This window comes from Streptococcus sp. 27098_8_73 (assembly GCF_041432495.1).
Lineage (GTDB): Bacteria > Bacillota > Bacilli > Lactobacillales > Streptococcaceae > Streptococcus.
Genome location: NZ_JAPVZT010000007.1, coordinates 15,856 through 39,796, shown reverse-complemented (window position 1 = coordinate 39,796; position 23,941 = coordinate 15,856). Strand labels below are relative to the sequence as shown.

Sequence of the window (23,941 nt, the reverse complement as noted above, 5' to 3'; positions counted from 1 at the left end):
GATTTATGGTAAAATAGGGTCACTACTGTATGAGGAAATATCATGTCAAACAAGTTTGAAATTTTAATGCATCAACTGGATATGCCACTGGAAATGAGAAATTCAGAGGCCTTTTTGAATGCAGAAATTGAGAAGGTTCTGGTCCACAAGGTCAGTCGGGTCTGGGAGTTTCATTTTTCTTTTGCGAATATTCTGCCCATTGAGATTTTTCGGGAATTGCAGAAGCGCCTAGCTCAAGAGTTTTCTAAGACGGGCAATCAGGCCATCTTTGAAATTCATTGTCAGGCTCCTCAGGTATCAGACGAGCTTTTACAGGCTTATTACCAGCTGGCCTTTGAGGAGGGGCCTTGTGCCAGCCATGGCTTCAAGAGCCTGTATCAGGATTTGCGGGTTCATTTGGATGGGGACAAGCTGCTGATTGAGGGGGCTTCGACCATTGATACGGAGCATTTTCGCAAGAATCACCTGCCCAACCTCAGTCGCCAGCTGGTTAAGTATGGCTTTCCTCATCTGACCTGTCAAGTTCAGCACAGCGATGAGCTGACCCAGCAACAAGCAGAGAATTTCCAAGCGGAGAATGACAAGATTGTCCAGGCGGCCAATGAAGAGGCGCTCAAAGCCATGGAATCCCTGCAACAGATGGCGCCACCGCCAGAAGAAAAACCGACTTATGATTTCCAAGCTCGCAAGGCTGCGGCTAAACCAAATCTGGACAAGGCAGAGATTACCCCGATGAACGAAGTTCAGACTGAGGAAAATCGTCTGGTCTTCGAGGGAATGGTCTTTGACTTGGAGCAGAAGGTCACTCGGACCGGCCGGGTCTTGCTCAATTTTAAGATGACAGACTATACTTCCAGCTTCTCCTTGCAGAAATGGATGAAAAACGAAGAAGAAGCCAAGAAGTTTGACATGATTAAGAAAGGCGCCTGGCTCCGCGTACGTGGAAATGTGGAGATGAACAATTTCACCCGCGATCTGACCATGAATGTGCAGGATGTGCAGGCCGTTACTCACTATGAGCGCAAGGATCTGATGCCTGAGGGGCAGAAGCGGGTTGAATTTCACGCTCATACCAATATGTCTACTATGGACGCTCTGCCTGAAGTTGAGGAAATCGTGGCAACGGCAGCCAAGTGGGGTCACAAGGCTGTCGCCATTACCGACCATGGCAATGTGCAGAGCTTTCCCCATGGCTACAAGGCTGCCAAGAAAGCTGGTATTCAGCTGATTTACGGTATGGAGGCCAATATTGTAGAAGACCGGGTGCCTATCGTCTACAATGAAGTGGACATGGAGCTGAGCGATGCGACCTATGTAGTCTTTGACGTCGAAACGACAGGGCTTTCAGCGGTCTACAATGACTTGATTCAGGTCGCAGCTAGCAAGATGCACAAGGGCAATATCATCGCTGAGTTTGATGAGTTTATCAATCCTGGGCATCCTCTGTCGGCCTTTACGACGGATCTGACCGGGATTACTGATGAGCATGTCCGCAATGCCAAACCGCTTGAGCAAGTTCTGAAAGAATTTCAGGAATTTTGCCAGGATAGTGTCCTCGTTGCCCATAATGCTACCTTTGACGTGGGCTTTATGAATGTCAATTATGAGCGTCATAATTTGCCGAAAATTACCCAGCCAGTTATTGACACGCTGGAATTTGCCCGCAATCTCTATCCAGAGTACAAGCGCCATGGTCTGGGGCCTTTGACCAAGCGTTTCCAGATTGCTCTGGAGCATCATCACATGGCCAACTATGACGCGGAAGCGACGGGCCGTCTCCTCTTTATCTTTATCAAGGATGTAGCTGAAAAGCATGGTGTGACCAATCTCAAGGATCTGAATACGGATCTGGTCGATGAGAATTCCTACAAGAAGGCTCGGGTCAAACATGCGACTATTTATGTGAAAAATCAGACGGGGCTCAAGAACATTTTCAAGTTAGTCAGTCTGTCCAATACCAAGTATTTTGAAGGTGTCCCTCGGATTCCACGGACCGTGCTGGATGCCCATCGTGAAGGCCTGATTCTGGGATCGGCCTGTTCAGAAGGCGAAGTTTATGATGCTGTTGTCTCTCAGGGGGTGGATGCGGCTGTCGAAGTAGCCAAGTATTATGACTTTATCGAGGTCATGCCTCCGGCTATCTATGAGCCCCTGATTGCCAAGGAACAAATCAAGGACCAGGAAGAACTGCAGACCATTATTCGCAATCTGATTGAGGTCGGAGATCGCTTGGGCAAGCCTATCCTTGCGACGGGGAACGTTCACTATATTGAGCCGGAAGAAGAAATCTACCGCGAGATTATCGTCCGCAGTCTGGGTCAGGGAGCCATGATTAACCGTACCATTGGTCACGGTGAAAATGCCCAGCCGGCTCCACTTCCTAAGGCTCACTTCCGAACCACCAATGAGATGCTGGACGAATTTGCCTTCCTGGGCGAGGACTTAGCTAAGAAGTTGGTCATCACCAATCCGAATCAGTTGGCGGAGACCTTTGAGCCGGTTGAGGTAGTCAAGGGCGACCTCTATACGCCTTTCATCGACAAAGCTGAGGAGACAGTTGCCGAGCTGACCTATCAAAAAGCCTTTGAGATTTATGGCAATCCGCTGCCGGATATCGTAGACTTGCGGATTGAAAAAGAGCTGACCTCCATCTTGGGGAATGGCTTTGCCGTGATTTATCTGGCTTCGCAGATGCTGGTACAACGCTCCAATGAGCGGGGCTATCTGGTAGGTTCACGGGGGTCTGTTGGATCCAGCTTTGTCGCGACCATGATTGGAATTACCGAGGTTAATCCCCTGTCGCCCCACTATGTCTGTGGCAAATGCCAATACAGCGAGTTCATCACGGATGGATCCTATGGTTCTGGCTTTGATATGCCGGATAAGGACTGTCCAGATTGCGGCCATAAGCTGAGCAAGAACGGTCAGGACATTCCATTTGAGACCTTCCTTGGATTTGACGGGGACAAGGTACCCGATATTGACTTAAACTTCTCTGGAGAAGATCAGCCCAGCGCCCATTTGGACGTGCGGGATATCTTTGGTACGGAGTATGCCTTTCGGGCTGGAACTGTTGGTACCGTTGCGGCTAAGACGGCCTATGGATTTGTCAAGGGCTATGAGCGCGACTACGGGAAGTTCTACCGGGACGCAGAAGTTGAGCGTCTGGCACAGGGAGCTGCTGGAGTCAAGCGGACGACTGGACAACACCCGGGCGGAATCGTTGTTATCCCTAACTACATGGATGTTTATGACTTTACACCGGTCCAATATCCAGCTGATGATGTGACGGCCGAGTGGCAGACCACCCACTTCAACTTCCACGATATTGATGAAAATGTCCTCAAGCTAGACGTTCTGGGACACGATGATCCGACCATGATTCGGAAGCTTCAGGACTTGTCTGGCATTGATCCTAATGACATTCCTATGGATGATGCTGGCGTCATGGCCCTCTTTTCTGGAACAGACATTCTGGGTGTGACTCAGGAGCAAATCGGCACGCCGACGGGTATGCTGGGAATTCCGGAGTTTGGGACCAACTTTGTACGGGGCATGGTTGATGAGACCCATCCGACAACTTTTGCCGAGCTCTTACAGCTATCTGGTCTCTCTCATGGTACGGACGTTTGGCTGGGCAATGCTCAGGACTTGATCAAGCAAGGGATTGCGGACCTGTCCACTGTTATCGGTTGTCGGGATGACATCATGGTTTACCTCATGCACAAGGGCTTGGATCCTAAGATGGCCTTTACCATTATGGAGCGCGTGCGGAAGGGCCTTTGGCTGAAAATTTCTGAAGAAGAGCGCAATGGCTACATCGCAGCCATGAAGGAAAACAATGTGCCAGAATGGTACATCGAGTCCTGTGGAAAAATCAAGTACATGTTCCCCAAGGCCCATGCGGCAGCCTATGTTATGATGGCCTTGCGAGTGGCCTACTTCAAGGTGCATCATCCGATTTATTACTACTGTGCTTATTTCTCTATCCGGGCTAAAGCATTTGATATCAAGACCATGAGTGGCGGACTTGATGCCGTCAAACGCCGGATGAATGAAATCGCTGAAAAGCGCAAGAACAACGAAGCCTCTAATGTAGAAATTGACCTTTATACGACTCTGGAAATCGTCAATGAAATGCTAGAGCGGGGCTTCAAATTCGGAAAGCTAGATCTCTATAAGAGCCACGCTACTGAGTTCCTCATCGAAGGAGATACTCTTATTCCACCATTCTCTGCTATGGACGGTCTGGGTGACAACGTTGCCCGCCAATTAGTTAGAGCGCGGGAAGAAGGTGAATTCCTTTCTAAGACGGAGCTCCGCAAGCGTGGCGGCCTCTCTAGCACCCTAGTCGAAAAAATGGACGACATGGGAATCCTGGGCAATATGCCCGAGGACAACCAGTTGAGTTTGTTTGATGAGTTTTTCTAAAATATAGAAAGAGGTTTTTATGAAATTGACCATTTCCGCTCAGGATAAGCCAGCGCAAAAAGTGTTTGATTACCAGCTGGAGTTTGATCCAGATACGATTTTGAAAATGACCGCTTTGATTTGTGGTACGGTGGCAGCGGTTAGCCTGCTGTCTCTGTTTAAAGAGAAATAAAAAAAGAAAAGGAGAAGCAGAATGGTTCTGCCAAATTTTAAAGAAAACTTAGAAAAATACGCTAAACTCTTGGTTGCCAATGGTATCAATGTGCAGCCGGGTCACACGGTAGCGCTCAATATTGATGTGGAGCAGCGTGAGTTGGCGCATTTGATCGTAAAAGAAGCCTATGCCTTGGGTGCGCATGAGGTTATCGTCCAGTGGACAGATGATGTGATAAACCGTGAGAAATTCCTCCACGCGCCGATGGAGCGTCTGGACAATGTGCCAGAATATAAGATTGCTGAGATGAACTATCTCTTGGAGAACAAGGCCAGCCGTCTTGGGGTTCGTTCTTCTGACCCAGGTGCCTTGAACGGTGTGGACGCGGACAAGCTTTCAGCTTCTGCCAAAGCTATGGGATTGGCTATGAAGCCAATGCGGATCGCAACCCAATCCAACAAGGTTAGCTGGACCGTCGCAGCTGCTGCTGGACTTGAGTGGGCCAAAAAAGTCTTTCCAAATGCTGCGAGCGACGAAGAAGCAGTTGATCTCCTTTGGGACCAAATTTTCAAAACCTGCCGTGTTTACGAAGAAGACCCCGTGAAGGCTTGGGAAGAACACGCTGCTATCCTTAAGAGCAAGGCAGAAATGCTTAATAAGGAGCAATTTTCAGCTCTTCATTACACAGCGCCAGGAACTGATTTGACACTTGGCTTGCCAAAGAACCACGTTTGGGAATCAGCCGGTGCTGTCAATGCGCAGGGAGAAGGATTCTTGCCAAATATGCCGACAGAAGAAGTCTTCACAGCGCCTGACTTCCGTAGGGCAGATGGTTATGTCACTTCTACAAAACCACTTAGCTATAATGGAAATATCATCGAAGGCATCAAGGTGACCTTCAAGGATGGCCAGATTGTGGACATTACTGCTGAGAAGGGAGACCAGGTTATGAAGGATCTTGTCTTTGAAAATGTGGGTGCGCGTGCCTTGGGTGAATGTGCCTTGGTACCAGATCCAAGTCCAATTTCACAGTCAGGCATTACCTTCTTCAACACCCTTTTTGATGAGAATGCTTCAAACCACTTGGCTATCGGTGCAGCCTATGCGACCAGCGTGGTTGGCGGAGCAGATATGAGCGAAGAAGAGCTTGAAGCTGCGGGACTTAACCGCTCAGATGTTCACGTGGACTTTATGATTGGCTCTAATCAAATGGATATCGATGGTATCCGCGAAGACAGTAGCCGTGTAGCAATCTTCCGCAATGGAGATTGGGCAATTTAAGATTTTAAGTTGTTTTGACGGGCACTTTTAATCTGGCAGCTCCCGCCTGCTTCTTGAGAAACTTTACTATAAACATAGAAAGAAGGATCCTATATGATTGGTAGTATGTTTGTCGGTTTTATTATTGGTCTCATGGCTGGGGCTATTACCAGCCGCGGGGAACGTATGGGTTGTATCGGAAAAATCCTCTTGGGCTGGTTTGGTTCATGGCTTGGGCAATTGCTTTTTGGTCACTGGGGACCGATGTTAGCGGACACAGCCATTCTTCCCTCAGTCTTGGGCGCTGTGATCCTCTTGGCTCTTTTCTGGGATCGAGGTACTTAGAATAGTGTAAAAGAAATACCTAGACGCGAAAACGTCTAGGTATTTTTGATTACAATATACGATCTGTTTATTCCAGTACCAACATGCCGTCTTTCACTGCAAATGGATCTTTTTCATTGATACGATCGTAAAACATAATGCCGTTGATGTGGTCAATTTCGTGTTGAACCACGATAGAATTGTAGCCTTTGAGTTTGATGCGGTGTTTTTGACCGTCCTTGTCAAAGTAATCCACGGTCACTCGTGCATGCCGAACCACGTAGCCTGGCACTTCTCGGTCAACCGACAGACAGCCTTCTCCATCAGCTAGAGCTGCATCTTGCACAGAGTGGGCCACAACTTTAGGATTGTACATGACCTGAGCCAGTGAGTAGGCTTCTTTAGGTGGATTTCCTTCTTCGTCCTCCAGATTTGGCACCAGCACAGCGATGATTCGCTTAGAAATATCCAGCTGGGGAGCTGCTAGACCGACTCCGCCACGGAGCCCCATTTTTTCAGCCATGACAGGATCTTGAGAATGTTTCAAAAACTGCATCATTTTCTCACCCAAAATGATTTCCTGATCAGATAAGGGAAAGCTGACTTCCTCAGCAACCGCACGCAAGGTAGGATTTCCCTCGCGAATAATATCGCTCATATCAATCAAATGAGCTGCCTTGGTTAATTTATCCATAACCGATTTTTTTTCAATAACAGACATGATTCTCTCCTTTTTCCTCCCTTCATCATAACACAAATCCCGCCAGAAATAAAGAAAGGGCTTGTTCTTTTATTAGGCGAGAAATTTTTCGAAAGAATGTACTCTTTAACGGCTGATTTTTTTAAGCAAAGATGATTGCGTCTTTTTCTAAAAAACTGTATGATAGAATGAGTGTGATTTTTAAAGGAAAATAGAATGAAAAAGTTTATGGAAAAAGTGAGTATTCTCTCACTTTCTTTAGTGTTGACGACCTCCTTTTCGATTTCCAGTGCCCAATCGGCTATGTTTGCTTTTTATAAAGACCTGCCAGAAAGCTGGATTGAATTGTTGGTTTCTCTCCCATCGGCTGGGATTATGCTCATGCTAATCTTAAATGGTCTGGTGGAGAAATATTTATCGGAACGAAAGATGATTGTGACGGGGCTCTTGATTTTCTCTCTTTGCGGCTTTGTTCCTCTCGTGAATAAGGCGTATTGGGTGATTTTTGCCTCGCGTCTGATCTTTGGTATGGGAGTTGGTTTGCTCAATGCCAAGGCCATTTCGATTATCAGCGAACGTTATGAGGGCAAGGAACGGATTCAGACCCTCGGTCTACGTGGATCGGCTGAAGTTGTCGGGACGGCTCTCTTGACACTTGGAGTGAGCCAGTTGCTTCGCTTTGGCTGGGAAATTTCTTTCTTGGTCTATGCTTCGGGTTTGATTGTTCTAGCCCTCTACCTGCTCTTTGTGCCTTATGGCAAGGAGGAGAAGCATCATGAAGCTCATCAGGAAGGCAAAGGCTTGACAGCTGCACAGTGGTTTTTGACAATTGGCCTAGCCCTAGTAGCAGCGGTGATTGTCTTGACGAATGTGGTTATCAACGTGCGCGTGCCTGGACTGGTTGAAAAGTCTGGTATGGGAAGTGTTCAGACAGCAGGTTTGATTCTTTCAACTATGCAGTTGATTGGTATTGCCGCAGGCTTGTCCTTTGCACCGCTTCTTCATTATTTCAAGGAAAATTTATTGACGGTTGCAGGAGTGGCCTTTGGCCTTACTTCCATCATGATTGGTTTAGTACCCAATCTCTTGCTCTTGAGTGTGGTTACCATCGCTTCTGGCTTTGTTTATAGTGTCAGTCTGACAGCGATTTTTCATATTCTTTCAGAGAGAATCCCTAGCAAATCCTTGAATCAAGCAACCTCGATTGTGATTTTAGGTTGTAGTGCTGGAGCTACCGCTACAACTTTCTTTTTGTCCTTGATTAGTCAATTTTCAAGCCAAGCTTCCTTTATTTTTGGCGTTTTGGGCAGTCTGATGGTTTTAATGGCAGTGCTGGCTTTCGGAATTCTCAAGAAAAAGTCTGCTTAGGAGAAGAATATGCGTCTGGATAAATTTTTAGTGGAAAGTGGACTTGGCTCGCGCAGTCAAGTCAAGCAACTATTGAAAAAAGGTCAAGTCTGGGTCAATGGGACAGCGGTCACGTCGGCCAAGACACAGATTGATGAGCGGTCGGATCAGATTGTGGTGGATGGTCAGCCCCTTGTTTATGAGAAATTTGTCTATTACCTCTTAAATAAACCTAAGGGTGTCATTTCTGCCACTGAAGATGACCGCCATAAAACGGTTTTAGATTTATTGGACGATACTGCCCGTCAAAAAGAAGTCTTTCCTGTGGGGCGGTTAGATGTAGACACGCATGGGCTTCTGCTTTTGACTAATAATGGTCAGCTATCGCATGCTATGCTGTCCCCCAAGCGCCATGTGGCTAAGGTTTATCAGGCCCAGGTTGCCGGTCTGATGGATCAGGCAGATGTTGAGCGTTTTGCTCAAGGAATCGAGCTTAAAGACTTCACTTGTCAGCCTGCCCAGCTCGAAATTATCGAAAGAAATGAAGGAGCACAGACCAGTCTGGTTCGTATCACGCTCTCAGAAGGTAAGTTTCATCAGGTGAAGCGGATGGTTCTAGCTTGTGGGAAGGAAGTCACCGACCTTCAGCGCTTGTCTATGGGGCCTCTGCAGCTAGATCCAAGTCTGGAACTGGGGCAATGGCGACGCTTGACAGAAGAAGAAATGCAGAGTTTGGAAATTTTTCAAGTTGAACTATAGAAAGCTAGGAAAGTGGAGCAATGTATTGCTTCACTTTTTTGCTTTATTTGACAGTTAAGCCTTGATATGATAAGATTTAGGTAACTATATCTAGAAAAAGTTTCAGAGGAAATTATGGCAATTGAAAAGACAGTCAGCGAGCTGGCCGAGATTTTAGGAGTCAGCCGTCAGGCAATCAATAATCGTGTCAAGGCTCTGCCGCCAGAAGATACAGAAAAAAATGAAAAAGGGGTCACAGTCGTGACCCGCAGTGGCCTGATTAAGCTAGAAGAAATTTATAAAAAGACCATTTTTGAAGATGAGCCAGTCAGCGAAGAAGTCAAACAGCGCGAGTTGATGGAAATCTTAGTGGATGAAAAAAATGCTGAGATTTTGCGCCTTTATGAGCAACTCAAGGCTAAAGATAACCAGCTGGCTAAGAAAGACGAACAACTCCGTGTCAAGGACGTGCAGATTGCTGAAAAAGATAAGCAGCTGGACCAGCAGCAGCAGTTGACAGCCAAGGCTATGAGCGAGCGGGAAACCCTTCTTTTGGAACTGGATGAAGCCAAGGAGAAGGTGCAAAAGCAGGAAAACAAAGGATTTTTCGCCCGTTTATTTGGTAAATAAGAAAGAAAATCTCAGTTGAAAAGCTGGGATTTATTTGTCAAAGAAGGGATGGAGCCAGGATGGCAATAACAGGAGCGGACTCACTGTAGCCACTGTAACTTGACTACCCTGTTTCGCCTAAATTTTTGAAAGAAGAATAAGATGAAACCAGAAAAACTTAGCTTTAAGCGCTTTTATCATAATTTAGACAAGATCCTAGTTCTCTTTTTCATGGTCTTTATGATGATGGAGTATGCTTGGATTCCCTTTAATTCCTACGCAGCAGAATACCTGCTCAAACAGACAGGCTATCTCTTTTTGTCTTACAACAATGCCTGGGCAGTCCTCAGCTCTAATTGGCTGGTCGGTCTAGGTTTTCTAGTCCTCGTTGTGGTCAATCTCTTTGTAGCCTATTTCCAGAGCGGCATGATTTTCATGGGGATTCGCAACCTTTTGGATAAAGAAAATCGACCAGTATTCGCTTTTCTTGGAAAAACATTCAGGGATAGTTTTGCTATTGTCAAGAAGGCTGGCCCAGGGAAGATGCTCTTTATCGTACTTTATATGGGCTTTCTTTTTCCTTTTTTGCGCCAAATTTTGAAAATCTACTATCTCAATAAAATTTTGGTTCCGGATTTTATTGTCACCTATTTGGCAAATAATATTGTGTTCGCTGTTTTCATGGGATTTCTTGTGGTCGGCATGCTTATGGTGGCAGTGCGACTAATGTTTGCCCTACCACAGCTCTTTTTTGAGCACGCAACAGTTCCTCAGGCAATTCGCTTTAGTCTGGTCAAGACTAAGAACCGCCTTTTCTTTTACACTAGGCATCTTTTTTGGATTATTATCAAAAGCTTTCTGCTTTATACTTTTCTCTCAGCTCCAGCTATACTAGGACAGCAGTACATGCACACTCAACCAAATGAGGTTGTCCTCTTTAGCGGTATTGCAGCTTTTGTTCTGATTAAGTTTGCCTACTATGCTATGTTGTCCTATTTCCTTCTCAAATTTGTCTCCTTCCTGACAGATCGTACCTTAAATGACTATCCACCGAAAAGAGGCCTATCTCTAATGCGTTGGTTTGTTCTGGCTATTGCTGGCTTAAGCTTTTCATTAGAAGGTTATGTCTATCTAAATTTCCCTTTGGAGAATGTTCCGATTACGATTTCCCATAGAGGGGTTTCGAGGGAAAATGGAATCCAAAATACCGTAGAAGCGCTGGAAAAAACAGCATTGCTCAAGCCTGACCTGGTAGAAATGGATGTGCAGGAAACTAAGGATGGGCAATTTGTCATGATGCATGATGCAAACCTGAAGCAGTTGGCAGGCCTTGATGCCCAAACTCAAGACTTAACCTTGGCTGAGTTGACTTCGCTAGAGATTTCAGAAAATGGCTATCGAGCTAAGATTTCTAGTTTTGACGATTACTTTACTCGAGCCAATCAACTCGGCCAGCGCCTTTTGATAGAAATCAAGACGAGCAAGAAAGACTCCAAGGACATGATGGAGCGATTCTTGAGCAAGTATGGTGCCAAAATCAAGGTTTATCAACACCAGATTCAGTCTTTGGACTACCAAGTCATCGATCAGGTTGTCAAATATGACTCCTCTATCCCCAGTTTCTTTATCCTGCCTTATAATACAATCTTTCCACGAACTAAGGCTTCTGGCTACACCATGGAGTATTCAACCTTGGATGAACATTTTGTCAATAAACTCTGGCAATCCGACAAACGTCTCTATGACTGGACCATTAATGATGAGGATAGCATCGTCAAATCCTTTCGCTTAGGAGTGGATGGGATGATTACAGATGATTTGGAGTTGGTTCAAAGTTCCATCAAGGAACTCAAGGATGATCCGGACTATACTACCCTTCTATTAAATAAGTCTTTAGACTTGCTAAGTTTTTCTTAGGATAGCAGTGGAACATGAACACGAGTAATAGAGTAGAGTCATTGCATGGCTACCATAATATTCAGAAAATTTAGTTTACTTTTTTCCTTTCTTGTGCTATAATCCTAAGTAAACCTAAAAAACAAAATTGGAGAATTCGTATGAAAAAAAGCAAAGTATTAGCTTTAGCTGGGGTTAGCCTTCTTTCAGTAGGCGTTTTAGCTGCTTGTTCTGGTTCATCAAAAGGAAACAGCGCAGCAAAAGCTTATAATTATGTCTATACTGCTGAACCAGAAACATTGGACTATGTGACGTCTGGTAAGGCTTCAACATCTGACCTCGTGACTAACGGTGTGGACGGTTTGTTGGAAAATGACCAATATGGTAATTTTGTACCGTCTATTGCAGAGTCTTGGACTGTTTCTAAAGATGGTTTGACTTATACCTATAAAATCCGTAAAGACGCTAAATGGTACACTTCAGAAGGTGAAGAATACGGGAATGTGACAGCTCAGGACTTTGTGACTGGCCTCAAGCATGCTGCTGATAAGAAATCTGAAGCCCTTTATCTTGTGCAACAATCTGTAAAAGGCTTGGATGACTACGTAAATGGTAAAACACCTGACTTCTCTACTGTTGGAGTTAAGGCAGTTGACGACCACACTCTCCAATATACTTTGAACCAACCTGAACCACAGTGGAATTCAAAGACAACTTCACAAGTTCTTTGGCCAGTTAATGCTGAATTCCTTAAGAAACAAGGGGACAAATTTGGTCAATCTACTGACCCATCTTCTATCCTTTACAATGGACCATTCTTGATGAAGTCTATCACTGCTAAGTCTGCTGTTGAGTATCAAAAGAATGAAAACTACTGGGATAAGGAAAATGTTCATGTCGATACTATCAAGTTGTCTTACTTTGATGGACAAGACCAAGATGCCCTTGCTCGTAACTTTAAAGATGGCGCCTACACAGTAGCTCGTCTCTACCCTACAAGCTCAAACTATGCTGGAGTAGAAAAAGACTTCAAGGATAATATCTTTTTCACACCGCCAAGTGCTGGTGTAGCTGTTATGGGTGTCAATATTGATCGTCAAAGTTACAACCATACAAGCAAAACAACAGATGCTCAGAAGTCTGCTACTAAGAAAGCGATTCTTAACAAAGACTTCCGTCAAGCCTTGAACTTTGCTATTGACCGCACATCATACTCAGCACAGATCAATGGTAAAGAGGGTGCTCCTTACGCTGTCCGTAATACTTATGTACCACCTTCATTTGTTCAAGTTGGCGATAAATCTTTTGGTGACGTTGTAGAAGAGAAAGTTGCTGCATTGGGTGACGAATGGAAAGGTGTTAAACTTGAGGACGGTCAAGATGGCCTCTTTAATGCTGAGAAAGCAAAAGCAGAGTTTGCCAAAGCAAAAGCAGCTCTACAAGCTGACGGAGTGGAATTCCCAATCCATCTGGATCTCCCAGTTGCTCAGACTTCTAAGCCAATGGTTAACCGCGCACAATCGCTTAAGCAATCTGTTGAAAAGACTTTGGGAACTGAGAATGTTGTTGTAGATATTCAACAAATGTCAGAAGATGATCTTTACAACATTACTTACTATGCACCAAATGCTGCTGGCGAAGACTGGGATATCTCAACAGCTGTTGGTTGGAACCCTGACTATCAAGATCCATCAACTTATTTGGATATTTTGAAAACTACATCAACTAAAACTACAAAGACTTACCTTGGTTTTGAGGGAGCAGACAATGTAGCCGCTAAGCAAGTTGGTTTAGATGAATTTGACCGCTTGGTAAATGAAGCTGGTAAGGAAACTTCAGATATTGTTACTCGCTACGAAAAATATGCAGCAGCTCAGGCTTGGTTGACAGACAACTCTCTTGTTGTTCCATTGATGGCAAATCCTGGTGCAGCACCATTTATCTCACGTATCGAGCCATTCTCAGGCGCTTATGCTCAAACTGGTAATAAGACAAGTTCTACTTACTTCAAACGTATTAAAGTGAAAGACGAAGTAGTAACGAAGAAAGACTACGAAGCAGCTCGTAAGAAATGGCTGAAAGAAAAAGAAGAGTCAAATGCGAAAGCACAAAAAGATCTCGAAAGTCATGTAGAATAAATCGTTCACTAGAACTTTCTCTAATAACGAGAGAAAGTTCTTTTGAAATTTAAAGGAAACGATAAATGAAGAAATACATTTTTATGCGTATTTTACGCTCAATTGTGTCGATTTTCTTGGTAACGACCTTGACCTATACCATTATTTATACAATGGTTCCGAGAAGATTGATTTTCAAACAAGACCCGAACTACAATAAGATAGCCACAACCGAAGATAAAAAGACAAACTATGAAAATACAGTCTATGAGCGGATGGGTTATATCGACTATTATGATACAAAAGAGTTACAGGAAAAAGCCAAGAAGGAAAATAAATCTGTAACTACTGAGGCAACCGATGAGAATAAAAAGATCTACGAAGCCTATGTTGAAAAACTTGGCAAAGGTTGGAAATTGTATCAATTCAAAGAAAGCAAAGAATTCTATGCTGTTCGTGAAGTTCCAGTTTACGAGCGTGTACTTGAGTTCTATGCTAATCTGATTCAGATTGATCATCCAAATGCGATTCAAGATGAGGAAAATCCAAATCTTAAGCGCTATATCCGTATCGAAAATGACCCGGCCATTGGTTGGTCAGTCGTAGGTTCTGGTACTCGTCATAAATATCTTCTATATTTTAATGGCCAATTCCCATTTGTTCACCAAAACTTTGTTAGTTTGAACCTAGGAAATTCTTATCCTACTTATGCGAATACGCCTGTATTGCAAGTTATTTCCCAAGGACAAGGTCAAACAAAATCATCAGAAGTTCAATTCCCAACAGGTAAGAAAACTTCTGCTGTAGATATTTACTCTCGTACCTACAAGACTCCAAGTAAGGCAGACTCGCAGGATATTGCTAAATATGGCAAGGGAGATGCTTACACTGCAACCAAGAATAACTATCAAAACCCATCGATGATTGTCAGCTCATCTATTATTGGTCTGATTGGTGTGGCGCTTTCTTATTTGATTGCTGTTCCGCTTGGTTCTTATATGGCTCGTTTGAAAAATACATGGTTTGATAGTATTTCAACAGGTGCCTTGACCTTTATGATGTCATTGCCAACCATCGCTCTTGTTTATATTGTTCGTTTGGCTGGTTCAGCTGTTGGACTTCCAGATTCCTTCCCAATTTTGGGAGCAGGCGACTGGCGTTCCTATGTTTTGCCATCTCTGATTTTGGGACTTTTGAGCGCACCTGTGACAGCTGTCTGGATCCGTCGTTATATGATTGACTTACAATCCCAAGACTTTGTCCGCTTTGCTCGTGCCAAAGGTCTTTCTGAGAAAGAAATTTCGAACAAGCACATTTTCAAGAATGCGATGGTACCGTTGGTGTCTAGTATTCCAGCTTCTATCGTTGGTGTTATTGCAGGTGCGACCCTGACAGAAACTGTCTTCGCTTTTCCTGGTATGGGTAAAATGCTGATTGATTCTGTTAAGGCATCAAATAACTCAATGGTGGTTGGTCTTGTATTCATTTTCACCTGTCTTTCAATTTTTGCCCTCTTAGTTGGTGATATCTTGATGACAATGCTTGACCCACGTATTAAATTAACATCTAAAGGAGGTAAATAATGGCTACAATTGATAAAAGTAAATTCCAATTTGTCAAACGTGACGATTTTGCCTCTGAAACGATTGATGCTCCAGCTTATTCATACTGGCGCTCCGTTATGCGTCAATTCTTGAAAAAGAAATCAACGACGATCATGTTAGGGATTCTGATTGCCATCGTTTTGATGAGTTTCATTTATCCAATGTTCTCGGATTTCGATTTCAATGATGTCAGCAAGGTAAATGACTTTAGTATGCGCTATATCAAACCAAATGCTGAACACTGGTTTGGTACAGACAGTAATGGTAAATCATTGTTTGACGGTGTTTGGTTTGGTGCTCGGAATTCTATTCTGATTTCGATTATCGCAACACTCATTAACCTGATTATCGGAATTATTATTGGTGCTATCTGGGGAATTTCCAAAGCGGTTGACCGCTTCATGATGGAAGTCTACAATGTCATTTCAAATATTCCAGCACTCTTGATTGTCATTGTCTTGACTTACTCTATCGGTGCTGGTTTCTGGAACTTGATCTTTGCCATGACCATCACTGGTTGGGTAGGGATTGCGTATACGATCCGTATTCAAATTATGCGCTACCGTGATTTGGAGTATAATCTGGCATCACGTACCTTGGGAACACCAACTCTTAAAATTATCGGTAAGAATATCATGCCCCAGTTGGTGTCAGTTATTGTGACCACAACTTCTCAAATGCTTCCAAACTTTATCTCTTATGAGGCCTTCCTGTCCTTCTTTGGACTTGGTCTTCCTGTAACAGTACCAAGTTTGGGACGCTTGATTTCCGACTATTCACAAAACGTAACAACCAACGCTTACCTTTTCTGGATTCCATTGACAACCCTGATCTTGGTATCCCTGTCCTTCTTCGTAGTTGGTCAAAACTTAGCTGATGCAAGTGATCCACGGACACATAGATAGGAGTAAATATGACAAAAAATAAAAATGTAATATTGACTGCTCGCGATATTGTCGTGGAATTTGACGTCCGTGACAGAGTATTGACCGCCATTCGCGGTGTTTCTCTTGACTTAGTTGAGGGTGAAGTTCTAGCTTTGGTTGGAGAGTCTGGCTCTGGTAAATCTGTTTTGACAAAAACATTTACTGGAATGTTGGAGGAAAATGGCCGTGTAGCTCAAGGAACGATTGATTACCGGGGAACTGATTTGACTGCCCTCAAGAGCAACAAGGACTGGGAACCCATTCGTGGTGCTAAAATTGCGACTATTTTTCAAGATCCGATGACTAGTCTAGATCCGATTAATACAATCGGAAGTCAAATTACCGAAGTTATCATCAAACACCAAGGAAAAACAAGTAAAGAAGCCAAAGAAATGGCAATCGACTACATGACTAAAGTTGGAATTCCAGACGCCGAAAAACGTTTTGAAGAGTATCCCTTCCAATATTCTGGTGGGATGCGTCAACGGATTGTTATCGCTATCGCCTTGGCTTGCCGTCCAGATATTCTGATCTGCGATGAGCCAACAACTGCCCTCGATGTGACGATTCAAGCCCAAATTATTGACTTGCTCAAGTCATTGCAGGCAGAATACCATTTTACGACTGTCTTTATCACCCACGACCTTGGTGTTGTAGCAAGTATTGCTGATAAAGTGGCGGTTATGTATGCTGGCGAGATCGTTGAATATGGAACAGTTGAAGAAATCTTCTACGATCCAAAACATCCATATACATGGAGCTTGCTGTCTAGCTTGCCGCAGTTAGCTGAAGCAAATGGTGAACTCTACTCGATTCCAGGTACACCACCGTCGCTATATACTAGCATTAAAGGGGATGCTTTTGCACTTCGTTCGGACTATGCAATGGCCATTGATTTCGAAGAAAAAGCTCCTGCCTTTCAGGTTTCCGATACGCACTGGGCTAAAACTTGGCTCTTGCACGAAGATGCGCCAAAGGTTGAGAAACCAGCCATTATCGAAAACCTTCATGATAAAATTCGTTCAAAAATGGGCTTCAATCACTTAGAAGCTTAGGAGGAAGGAAATGACTGAAAAATTAGTTGAAATTAAAGATTTAGAAATTTCCTTCGGCGAAGGAAGTAAGAAGTTTGTAGCTGTAAAAAATGCGAATTTCTTTATCAATAAAGGAGAAACTTTTTCCCTCGTAGGTGAATCTGGTTCTGGTAAAACAACCATCGGCCGTGCTATCATCGGCTTGAATGATACCAGTGCAGGTGACATCTTATACGAAGGCAAAAAAATTAACGGGAAGCAATCTAAAGCTGATGAAGCTGAATTGATTCGTAAGATTCAGATGATTTTCCAAGATCCAGCAGCCAGCTTGAATGAGCGTGCTACGGTTGACTATATCATTTCAGAAGGTCTTTATAACTACCATCTTTTTGAAAATGAAGAAGATCGTCAAGAAAAGGTTAAGAATATCATTCGTGAAGTCGGTCTCTTGGCTGAGCATTTGACACGCTATCCTCACGAGTTTTCTGGTGGTCAACGTCAGCGGATTGGGATTGCTCGTGCCTTGGTGATGGAGCCAGATTTCGTCATTGCGGATGAGCCAATCTCTGCCTTGGACGTATCTGTCCGTGCGCAAGTCTTGAATCTTTTGAAAAAATTCCAAAAAGAACTTGGCTTGACCTATCTCTTTATCGCCCACGATCTTTCTGTAGTTCGCTTTATTTCAGATCGAATCGCTGTTATTTATAAAGGGGTTATCGTTGAGGTGGCAGAGACAGAAGAGTTGTTTAACAACCCAATCCACCCTTATACGCAGTCCCTTTTGTCTGCTGTGCCGATTCCAGACCCGATTCTGGAACGTAAAAAGGTCTTAAAGGTTTACGATCCAGAGCAGCATGATTACTCAGTGGATCAACCTAGCATGGTTGAGATCCGTCCTGGTCACTATGTCTGGGCTAATCAGGCAGAAGTGGACCGTTATAAAAAAGAATATAAATAAAAAAGAAGCTGTAGAAACATGGAATTGAATGTTTCTCGGCTTTTTTTATTGTTCTTTCAGCAAATTTATGGAAACATACGCAATCGCTTGCACACTAGAAGTTCACCTTACTCTATATATTATTCCACTAAACATAGGAAAAAGTCCTAAAATAATTTTTATAAAAGCCTTTACAAAATTAAAAATAGTGGTATAATAGTATTATTCAATGCAAACGATTTCATCAAGGGGTGGTTTGTGAAAATATAAGGAGGTCTGGATGATGAAAGATTCATTCAAAAACATTTTTAGCTTTGAATTTTGGCAAAAATTCGGTAAAGCTTTGATGGTGGTTGTTGCGGTTATGCCCGCAGCAGGTTTGATGATCAGTATTGGTAAGTCAATTCCGATGATCAATCCTGAGCTAGGTTTTCTAGTGACTACTGGTGGCGTTTTAGAACAAATTGGTTGGGGGGTTATCGGTAACCTGCATATCCTCTTTGCTCTTGCTATTGGAGGTAGCTGGGCGAAAGAACGTGCTGGTGGCGCCTTTGCGGCAGGTTTATCCTTCATTTTGATTAACCGTATCACTGGGGTTATGTTTGGTGTATCAAGCGATATGCTGAAAGATTCTAAAGCAGTGGTTAGCACTTTCTTAGGAGGAAGCATCAAGGTTTCTGACTACTTTATCAGTGTTCTTGAGTCTCCTGCTTTGAATATGGGGGTTTTCGTCGGAATCATCGCAGGTTTTGTCGGAGCAACAGCTTATAACAAGTACTACAACTTCCGTAAATTGCCAGATGCTTTGTCATTCTTTAATGGTAAGCGTTTTGTACCATTCGTTGTTATCTTGCGTTCAGCAATCGTAGCAATTGTTTTGTCATTCGTATGGCCAGTTGTTCAATCAGGTATTAACAACTTTGGTGTTTGGATTGCAAATTCACAAGATACTGCACCAATCCTAGCACCATTCATCTATGGTACTTTAGAACGTCTCTTGCTTCCATTTGGTTTGCACCACATGTTGACTATCCCAATGAACTATACTCAACTTGGGGGAACTTATGAAGTATTGACTGGTGCTGCTAAAGGAACTCAAGTATTTGGACAAGATCCACTTTGGTTGGCTTGGGCAACTGACTTAGTTGGTACTAAGACAGCTGATCCTACTAAGTACCAATATTTGCTTGACACATTCCACCCAGCTCGCTTCAAAGTTGGACAAATGATCGGTTCATTTGGTATCCTTATGGGTGTTGCCGCAGCTATTTACCGCAATGTAGATGCTGACAAGAAACACAAATACAAAGGTATGATGATTGCGACTGCTTTGGCAACCTTCTTGACAGGGGTTACTGAACCAATCGAGTACATGTTCATGTTTGTTGCAACACCGCTGTATATCATCTATGCTTTTGTACAAGGTGCTGCATTTGCAATGGCTGATATCGTCAACCTTCGTGTACACTCATTCGGATCAATCGAATTCTTGACTCGTACTCCAATGGCAATCAATGCTGGTTTGGGTATGGATGTCATTAACTTTATCTGGGTTACAGTTCTCTTTGCAGTGATCATGTACTTCATTTCTAACTTCATGATCAAGAAATTCAACTATGCAACTCCAGGACGCAACGGTAACTATGAAACAGCAGAAGGTTCAGATGAAGCTTCTTCATCAGAATCTGGTAATGGTAAAGTTGCTGCAGCTTCTCAAGCCGTTAATGTTATCAATCTTCTAGGTGGTCGTGCTAATATCGTTGATGTAGATGCATGTATGACTCGTCTGCGTGTAACTGTCAAAGATGCTGAAAAAGTTGGAACAGCAGAGCAGTGGAAAGCTGAAGGCGCTATGGGCTTGGTTATGAAAGGCCAAGGCGTTCAAGCTATCTACGGACCAAAAGCTGACGTTCTTAAATCTGATATTCAAGACTTATTGGATTCAGGAGAAGTAATTCCTGAAACTCTACCAAGCCAAAAAGCTGAGTCTGCAGCTGCAGCAGTTAGCTACAAAGGTGTGACAGAAGCAATTGAAACCGTTGCTGATGGTGAAGTGGTCAAGTTGGAAGATGTGAAAGATCCAGTTTTCTCACAAAAAATGATGGGTGACGGATTTGCAGTTGAACCAGCAAATGGCAAGATCTATTCTCCAGTAGCTGGTAAAGTGACAAGCGTCTTCCCTACAAAACATGCTCTTGGTCTCTTGACTGAAGCTGGTCTTGAAGTGCTTGTTCATATCGGTCTTGATACTGTTAGCCTTGAAGGCAAACCATTTGAAGTACATGTAGCAGAAGGACAAACAGTCGCTGCAGGTGATCTTTTGGTAACAGCAGATTTGGCAGCTATTAAAGAAGCAGGTCGTGAAACAACCACTATCGTTGTCTTCACAAATGCTCCAGCAATCAAATCAGTAGCAGTTGAGAAATTCGGTAAAGTCGCTCCTAAGACAGTAGTGGCTAAAGTAGAATTGTAAGATAGAAAAGAGAAATTATGGCAAAATTCCTGACTTTAAATACTCATAGTTGGATGGAAGAAGAGCAAGAAAGCAAGCTAAATCAGCTAGCTGAGCGGATTCTCCAAGAAAAATATGATGTCATTTGCCTGCAGGAAGTCAATCAATTAGTGGAGTCTGAACAGGTTGTTCAGGCTCCCTTCTATTATGCGGTAGATGGCGCCATTCCGATTCACCAGGACCACTATGCCCTGCGTCTGGTTGAAAAGCTAGCTGAGGCAGGTCTGGACTATTACTGGTCTTGGGCTTATAATCATATTGGATTTGATATTTATAATGAAGGGGTTGCAATTCTTTCTAGAAAGCCCCTGAAGGCAAGAGAACTCTTGGTGTCTGATGTCAATGATCCAAGTGACTATCATACACGTAAAGTCTTGCTGGCAGAAACAGAGCTCGATGGTCAGCCTATCACGGTTGCTTCTTGTCACTTATCTTGGTGGGATAAAGGCTTCCAAGGAGAGTGGGCGAAATTTGAATCTGAGCTCTTGCAAGTTGAGACTCCTCTTGTCCTCATGGGAGATTTTAACAATCCAGTTGATTATGAAGGCTATCAACACATTATCCAAAGTCCACTTGCTCTCCAAGACAGTCATAAGGTGGCTGACCAAACGATTGGTACAGCGACGGTTGAAGGCGATATTGCTGGTTGGGCAGGAAACAAAGATGCTCTAAAAATTGATTATATTTTTACAAGTAAAGATTTCAATATTGAAAGATCTGCTGTTGTTTTTGATGGGCAACGTGGTCCAGTCGTTAGTGACCATTTTGGCTTGGAAGCACAAGTCCATTTCTAAGCTTGTCTGAACAATACAAATAAACTAAAAATCGCTTTAAATGTTTGTTTTGCTTAAACAGCATTTGAAGCGATTTTTTGCTTTTTAGAGGAAAAGTGCAAAGAAGTCTAGAACCAAGAAGTTCTGCTGGGTCAGATAGGATAATCTTTCCATTTCATGCCTCAGACGGAGGTTTTTTTGCTTAATTTTGTTACAATAGACATGTAAGGAAGGGAATAGCTATGTGGAAAGTTCAATTATTCATCTTTGTTGAAGCGATTCTATTATCAATGGCGCTGGTTACCATGCTGGCTGCCGATTTTTCGCGTGTTGTTCTCATCATGCTACTCTTTCTCTTGTTTTTATATTATTATTTCGGCAAGCAGAGAGGCAATTCGCTATTGGTTGCGACCATGATTGTCTTCTTTTTCATTGTCATGCTCAATCCTTTTGTTATTGCCGCTGTCCTTTTCGCCTTGATTTACGGCATGATTGTGGCCTATCCCTATCTTTACAAAGAAAATCAAGAGACCCATCTTTTCTTTGAAGATGCGACCGAAGTTCGGGCTGAAAAAAATCGTTGGTTGGGGGATTTGCAGCATTTCTCAAAGGATGACTGCCAGTTTCATGATATCAACCTTTTGAGAATGATGGGAAAGGACACCATTCACTTAGAAGATGTCATTGTGGTCAATCATGATAATGTCATCGTGATTCGTAAGGGCTTTGGGGATACCAAGATCGTCATTCCTTTGGATGTGGAAATTCAGCTTCAGATCAATACCCTATACGGAGACTTGAATTTTTTAAATCATCCGCCACGCAAGCTGCGCAATGAAACGATTTCTCTGACAACGCCTGACTATAAGCGAGCCAGCAAAACCGTAAAAATTGTTTTGGTCAGCTTTTTAGGAAATGTGGAGGTTGTTAGAAAGTGAAAAAAACAAGTTATTTGGTCATTTTTCTCTACACCTTCTTCGTTTTAGGGATTATCTTTCATTACATTTTTAATCTTTTTAATTTAGAATGGCAAAAGCTGCTGAATAATCTGGACTTGCTCCAGTCCTTTGCCTTTTTTGTTCTGGTTCTGGGCTTAGCGCTGACTATTTTCTTGGCCGCTGCTGCGCGCTTCCTTCAGCACCTGTCTCTTTCTCAAGTTCAGAAGAATTTAAAAGATATTTTAGAAGGCGGTGACATACAAGAAATCGGGCAGGTAGAACTGGACGATTCTCTCATCCGCTTAAAAGAAAAGTTGGACAGTCTAACCGAAAATTTGCAGAAATCTGAGAATCAGGCCTTGCAGGCGGAAGAGAAGATTATTGAAAAAGAACGCAGACGGATTGCTCGCGACTTGCATGATACTGTCAGTCAGGAGCTATTTGCTGCTAATATGATTCTCTCAGGTGTCGCTGGAAATGTGGAGCGTCTTGATAAAGATAATCTCCAGAAGCAGTTAAAGGGAATCGCAGACATTCTAGAGACAGCGCAAAAAGATTTGCGGATCTTGCTCTTACATTTACGGCCGACAGAATTGGAAAATCGGACCTTGGTAGAAGGCATGAATGTCTTAATCAAAGAATTGACAGATAAGTCGGACTTGACTGTCCAGTTTAAGCATGAGGTCATCGGTCTACCCAAGCAGATAGAGGAGCATATTTTTAGGATTATCCAAGAAATCATCAATAATACCTTGCGCCATGCTCAGGCCAGTCGTCTGGACATCTATCTCTATCAGACGCCAAATAGGCTCAAACTCAAGGTTTCTGATGACGGAATCGGTTTTGATCCAGCTAGCTTGGCTGACATGAGTTATGGTTTGAAAAATATTGAAGATCGAGTGCATGATATGGCTGGCACCTTGAAGATTCTGACGGCTCCCAAAAAAGGAGTTTCTATCGAAATCAGTGTTCCATTGTTAGAAGGGGAAAAGGATGAGAATATTACTAGTGGATGACCATCAAATGGTCAGATTGGGCTTGAAAAGCTTTTTTGAATTACAGGACGATATTGAAGAAGTAACAGAGGCTACCAATGGTAGAGAAGGTGTCGAAAAGGCTCTGGAAAGCCGTCCTGATGTGATTATGATGGATATTGTTATGCCAGAGATGAGTGGCATTGATGCTACCTTGGCTATCTTGAAAGAATGGCCAGAGGCAAAGATTTTGATTTTGACGTCCTATCTGGACAATGAAAAAATCTATCCTGTCTTGGATGCGGGTGCCCGTGGTTATATGCTGAAAACTTCTAGTGCGGATGAAATTCTCCACGCCGTCAGAAAGGTTGCAAAGGGTGAATTTGCCATTGAAACAGAAGTCAGTAAGAAGGTCGAATACCATCGGAATCATATAGAGCTTCACGAGGATTTGACAGCGCGGGAGCGGGATATTTTGGGGCTTTTAGCCAAAGGTTATGAAAACCAGAGGATTGCTGATGAGCTCTTTATTTCCTTGAAAACGGTCAAGACGCATGTGTCCAATATTTTGTCTAAGCTAGAAGTGAGCGATCGGACCCAGGCAGTCGTCTATGCTTTTCAGCATCACCTTGTTCCGCAAGACGACTTTTAATGATATAATAGAGAA

The 23,941-nt window shown here is 43.3% G+C and carries 19 protein-coding genes; 18 read left to right on the top strand and 1 reads right to left on the bottom strand.

Going from position 1 to position 23,941, the window contains the following annotated elements; genetic code table 11:
- Positions 1-42 precede the first annotated feature (42 nt).
- From O3651_RS06180 to O3651_RS06165, 4 genes are all read left to right on the top strand, one after another.
- A complete protein-coding gene (locus tag O3651_RS06180) occupies positions 43-4,431 on the top strand; it encodes a PolC-type DNA polymerase III (RefSeq protein WP_371609904.1) in 4,389 nt (1,462 codons plus the stop codon).
- A 19-nt stretch (positions 4,432-4,450) separates the two neighbouring features.
- Positions 4,451-4,603 carry a hypothetical protein gene (locus O3651_RS06175; protein WP_005591870.1) on the top strand — a complete coding sequence of 51 codons (153 nt, stop codon included), beginning with the start codon at positions 4,451-4,453 and terminating at the stop codon, positions 4,601-4,603.
- A gap of 21 nt (positions 4,604-4,624) precedes the next feature.
- Positions 4,625-5,866 carry an aminopeptidase gene (locus O3651_RS06170; protein WP_371609903.1) on the top strand — a complete coding sequence of 414 codons (1,242 nt, stop codon included), beginning with the start codon at positions 4,625-4,627 and terminating at the stop codon, positions 5,864-5,866.
- 93 nt (positions 5,867-5,959) lie between these two features.
- Entirely contained in the window at positions 5,960-6,190 is a 231-nt protein-coding gene (locus O3651_RS06165; protein ID WP_005591872.1) for a GlsB/YeaQ/YmgE family stress response membrane protein, read from the top strand.
- A gap of 67 nt (positions 6,191-6,257) precedes the next feature.
- Here O3651_RS06165 and def read toward each other — a convergent pair whose 3' ends face one another.
- Entirely contained in the window at positions 6,258-6,890 is a 633-nt protein-coding gene (gene def, locus O3651_RS06160; protein WP_041826812.1) for a peptide deformylase, read from the bottom strand.
- A 195-nt stretch (positions 6,891-7,085) separates the two neighbouring features.
- On the opposite strand from def, the gene O3651_RS06155 reads away from it, so the two are divergent.
- From O3651_RS06155 to O3651_RS06090, 14 genes are all read left to right on the top strand, one after another.
- Positions 7,086-8,237 carry an MFS transporter gene (locus O3651_RS06155; RefSeq protein WP_371609902.1) on the top strand — a complete coding sequence of 384 codons (1,152 nt, stop codon included), beginning with the start codon at positions 7,086-7,088 and terminating at the stop codon, positions 8,235-8,237.
- Positions 8,238-8,246: 9 nt separating this feature from the next.
- Positions 8,247-8,975 (top strand): pseudouridine synthase, encoded by a 729-nt coding sequence (locus O3651_RS06150; protein ID WP_371609901.1) that lies wholly within the window; start codon positions 8,247-8,249, stop codon positions 8,973-8,975.
- Positions 8,976-9,089: 114 nt separating this feature from the next.
- Positions 9,090-9,584: a DUF536 domain-containing protein gene (locus tag O3651_RS06145; RefSeq protein ID WP_005591876.1), complete on the top strand. Its 495-nt coding sequence runs from the start codon at positions 9,090-9,092 to the stop codon at positions 9,582-9,584.
- 141 nt (positions 9,585-9,725) lie between these two features.
- Positions 9,726-11,480: a glycerophosphoryl diester phosphodiesterase membrane domain-containing protein gene (locus O3651_RS06140; protein ID WP_371609900.1), complete on the top strand. Its 1,755-nt coding sequence runs from the start codon at positions 9,726-9,728 to the stop codon at positions 11,478-11,480.
- A 140-nt stretch (positions 11,481-11,620) separates the two neighbouring features.
- Positions 11,621-13,597: a peptide ABC transporter substrate-binding protein gene (locus tag O3651_RS06135; protein ID WP_371609899.1), complete on the top strand. Its 1,977-nt coding sequence runs from the start codon at positions 11,621-11,623 to the stop codon at positions 13,595-13,597.
- A gap of 65 nt (positions 13,598-13,662) precedes the next feature.
- Complete coding sequence (locus O3651_RS06130; RefSeq protein WP_125447248.1) at positions 13,663-15,159, top strand: ABC transporter permease; 1,497 nt, start codon at positions 13,663-13,665, stop codon at positions 15,157-15,159.
- Positions 15,159-16,085, top strand: a complete 927-nt coding sequence (gene oppC, locus O3651_RS06125; RefSeq protein WP_371609898.1) for an oligopeptide ABC transporter permease OppC — start codon at positions 15,159-15,161, stop codon at positions 16,083-16,085. Before O3651_RS06130 ends, oppC begins: the two co-directional genes overlap by 1 nt.
- 8 nt (positions 16,086-16,093) lie before the next feature.
- Positions 16,094-17,161 (top strand): ABC transporter ATP-binding protein, encoded by a 1,068-nt coding sequence (locus O3651_RS06120; protein WP_371609897.1) that lies wholly within the window; start codon positions 16,094-16,096, stop codon positions 17,159-17,161.
- A gap of 10 nt (positions 17,162-17,171) precedes the next feature.
- Positions 17,172-18,098, top strand: a complete 927-nt coding sequence (locus O3651_RS06115) for an ATP-binding cassette domain-containing protein (protein WP_371609896.1) — start codon at positions 17,172-17,174, stop codon at positions 18,096-18,098.
- Positions 18,099-18,357: 259 nt separating this feature from the next.
- Positions 18,358-20,550, top strand: a complete 2,193-nt coding sequence (locus O3651_RS06110; protein ID WP_045500896.1) for a PTS transporter subunit IIBC — start codon at positions 18,358-18,360, stop codon at positions 20,548-20,550.
- Positions 20,551-20,567: 17 nt separating this feature from the next.
- Complete coding sequence (locus tag O3651_RS06105; RefSeq protein ID WP_371609895.1) at positions 20,568-21,383, top strand: endonuclease/exonuclease/phosphatase family protein; 816 nt, start codon at positions 20,568-20,570, stop codon at positions 21,381-21,383.
- A gap of 221 nt (positions 21,384-21,604) precedes the next feature.
- The gene (gene liaF / locus O3651_RS06100; protein WP_005591886.1) at positions 21,605-22,300 is read left to right on the top strand and encodes a cell wall-active antibiotics response protein LiaF; all 696 of its coding nucleotides are present in this window, start codon (positions 21,605-21,607) and stop codon (positions 22,298-22,300) included.
- Positions 22,297-23,316, top strand: coding sequence for a sensor histidine kinase (locus O3651_RS06095; RefSeq protein ID WP_371609894.1), 1,020 nt, complete (start codon positions 22,297-22,299; stop codon positions 23,314-23,316). Before liaF ends, O3651_RS06095 begins: the two co-directional genes overlap by 4 nt.
- Positions 23,294-23,926, top strand: coding sequence for a response regulator transcription factor (locus O3651_RS06090; RefSeq protein ID WP_045500904.1), 633 nt, complete (start codon positions 23,294-23,296; stop codon positions 23,924-23,926). The genes O3651_RS06095 and O3651_RS06090 overlap by 23 nt, the downstream gene beginning before the upstream one ends.
- The last annotated feature ends 15 nt before the right edge of the window (positions 23,927-23,941 follow it).

Excerpts from the sequence above, each read along its gene's own strand:
- O3651_RS06090 (WP_045500904.1), top strand. The coding sequence starts at position 23,294 with ATGAGAATATTACTAGTGGATGACCATCAAATGGTCAGATTGGGCTTG.
- liaF (WP_005591886.1), top strand. The coding sequence starts at position 21,605 with ATGTGGAAAGTTCAATTATTCATCTTTGTTGAAGCGATTCTATTATCA.
- O3651_RS06170 (WP_371609903.1), top strand. The coding sequence starts at position 4,625 with ATGGTTCTGCCAAATTTTAAAGAAAACTTAGAAAAATACGCTAAACTC.
- O3651_RS06110 (WP_045500896.1), top strand. The coding sequence starts at position 18,358 with ATGATGAAAGATTCATTCAAAAACATTTTTAGCTTTGAATTTTGGCAA.
- O3651_RS06155 (WP_371609902.1), top strand. The coding sequence starts at position 7,086 with ATGAAAAAGTTTATGGAAAAAGTGAGTATTCTCTCACTTTCTTTAGTG.
- O3651_RS06135 (WP_371609899.1), top strand. The coding sequence starts at position 11,621 with ATGAAAAAAAGCAAAGTATTAGCTTTAGCTGGGGTTAGCCTTCTTTCA.
- O3651_RS06140 (WP_371609900.1), top strand. The coding sequence starts at position 9,726 with ATGAAACCAGAAAAACTTAGCTTTAAGCGCTTTTATCATAATTTAGAC.
- O3651_RS06165 (WP_005591872.1), top strand. The coding sequence starts at position 5,960 with ATGATTGGTAGTATGTTTGTCGGTTTTATTATTGGTCTCATGGCTGGG.
- O3651_RS06115 (WP_371609896.1), top strand. The coding sequence starts at position 17,172 with ATGACTGAAAAATTAGTTGAAATTAAAGATTTAGAAATTTCCTTCGGC.
- O3651_RS06180 (WP_371609904.1), top strand. The coding sequence starts at position 43 with ATGTCAAACAAGTTTGAAATTTTAATGCATCAACTGGATATGCCACTG.
- O3651_RS06175 (WP_005591870.1), top strand. The coding sequence starts at position 4,451 with ATGAAATTGACCATTTCCGCTCAGGATAAGCCAGCGCAAAAAGTGTTT.
- O3651_RS06120 (WP_371609897.1), top strand. The coding sequence starts at position 16,094 with ATGACAAAAAATAAAAATGTAATATTGACTGCTCGCGATATTGTCGTG.
- oppC (WP_371609898.1), top strand. The coding sequence starts at position 15,159 with ATGGCTACAATTGATAAAAGTAAATTCCAATTTGTCAAACGTGACGAT.
- O3651_RS06150 (WP_371609901.1), top strand. The coding sequence starts at position 8,247 with ATGCGTCTGGATAAATTTTTAGTGGAAAGTGGACTTGGCTCGCGCAGT.
- def (WP_041826812.1), bottom strand. The coding sequence starts at position 6,890 with ATGTCTGTTATTGAAAAAAAATCGGTTATGGATAAATTAACCAAGGCA.
- O3651_RS06105 (WP_371609895.1), top strand. The coding sequence starts at position 20,568 with ATGGCAAAATTCCTGACTTTAAATACTCATAGTTGGATGGAAGAAGAG.
- O3651_RS06145 (WP_005591876.1), top strand. The coding sequence starts at position 9,090 with ATGGCAATTGAAAAGACAGTCAGCGAGCTGGCCGAGATTTTAGGAGTC.
- O3651_RS06130 (WP_125447248.1), top strand. The coding sequence starts at position 13,663 with ATGAAGAAATACATTTTTATGCGTATTTTACGCTCAATTGTGTCGATT.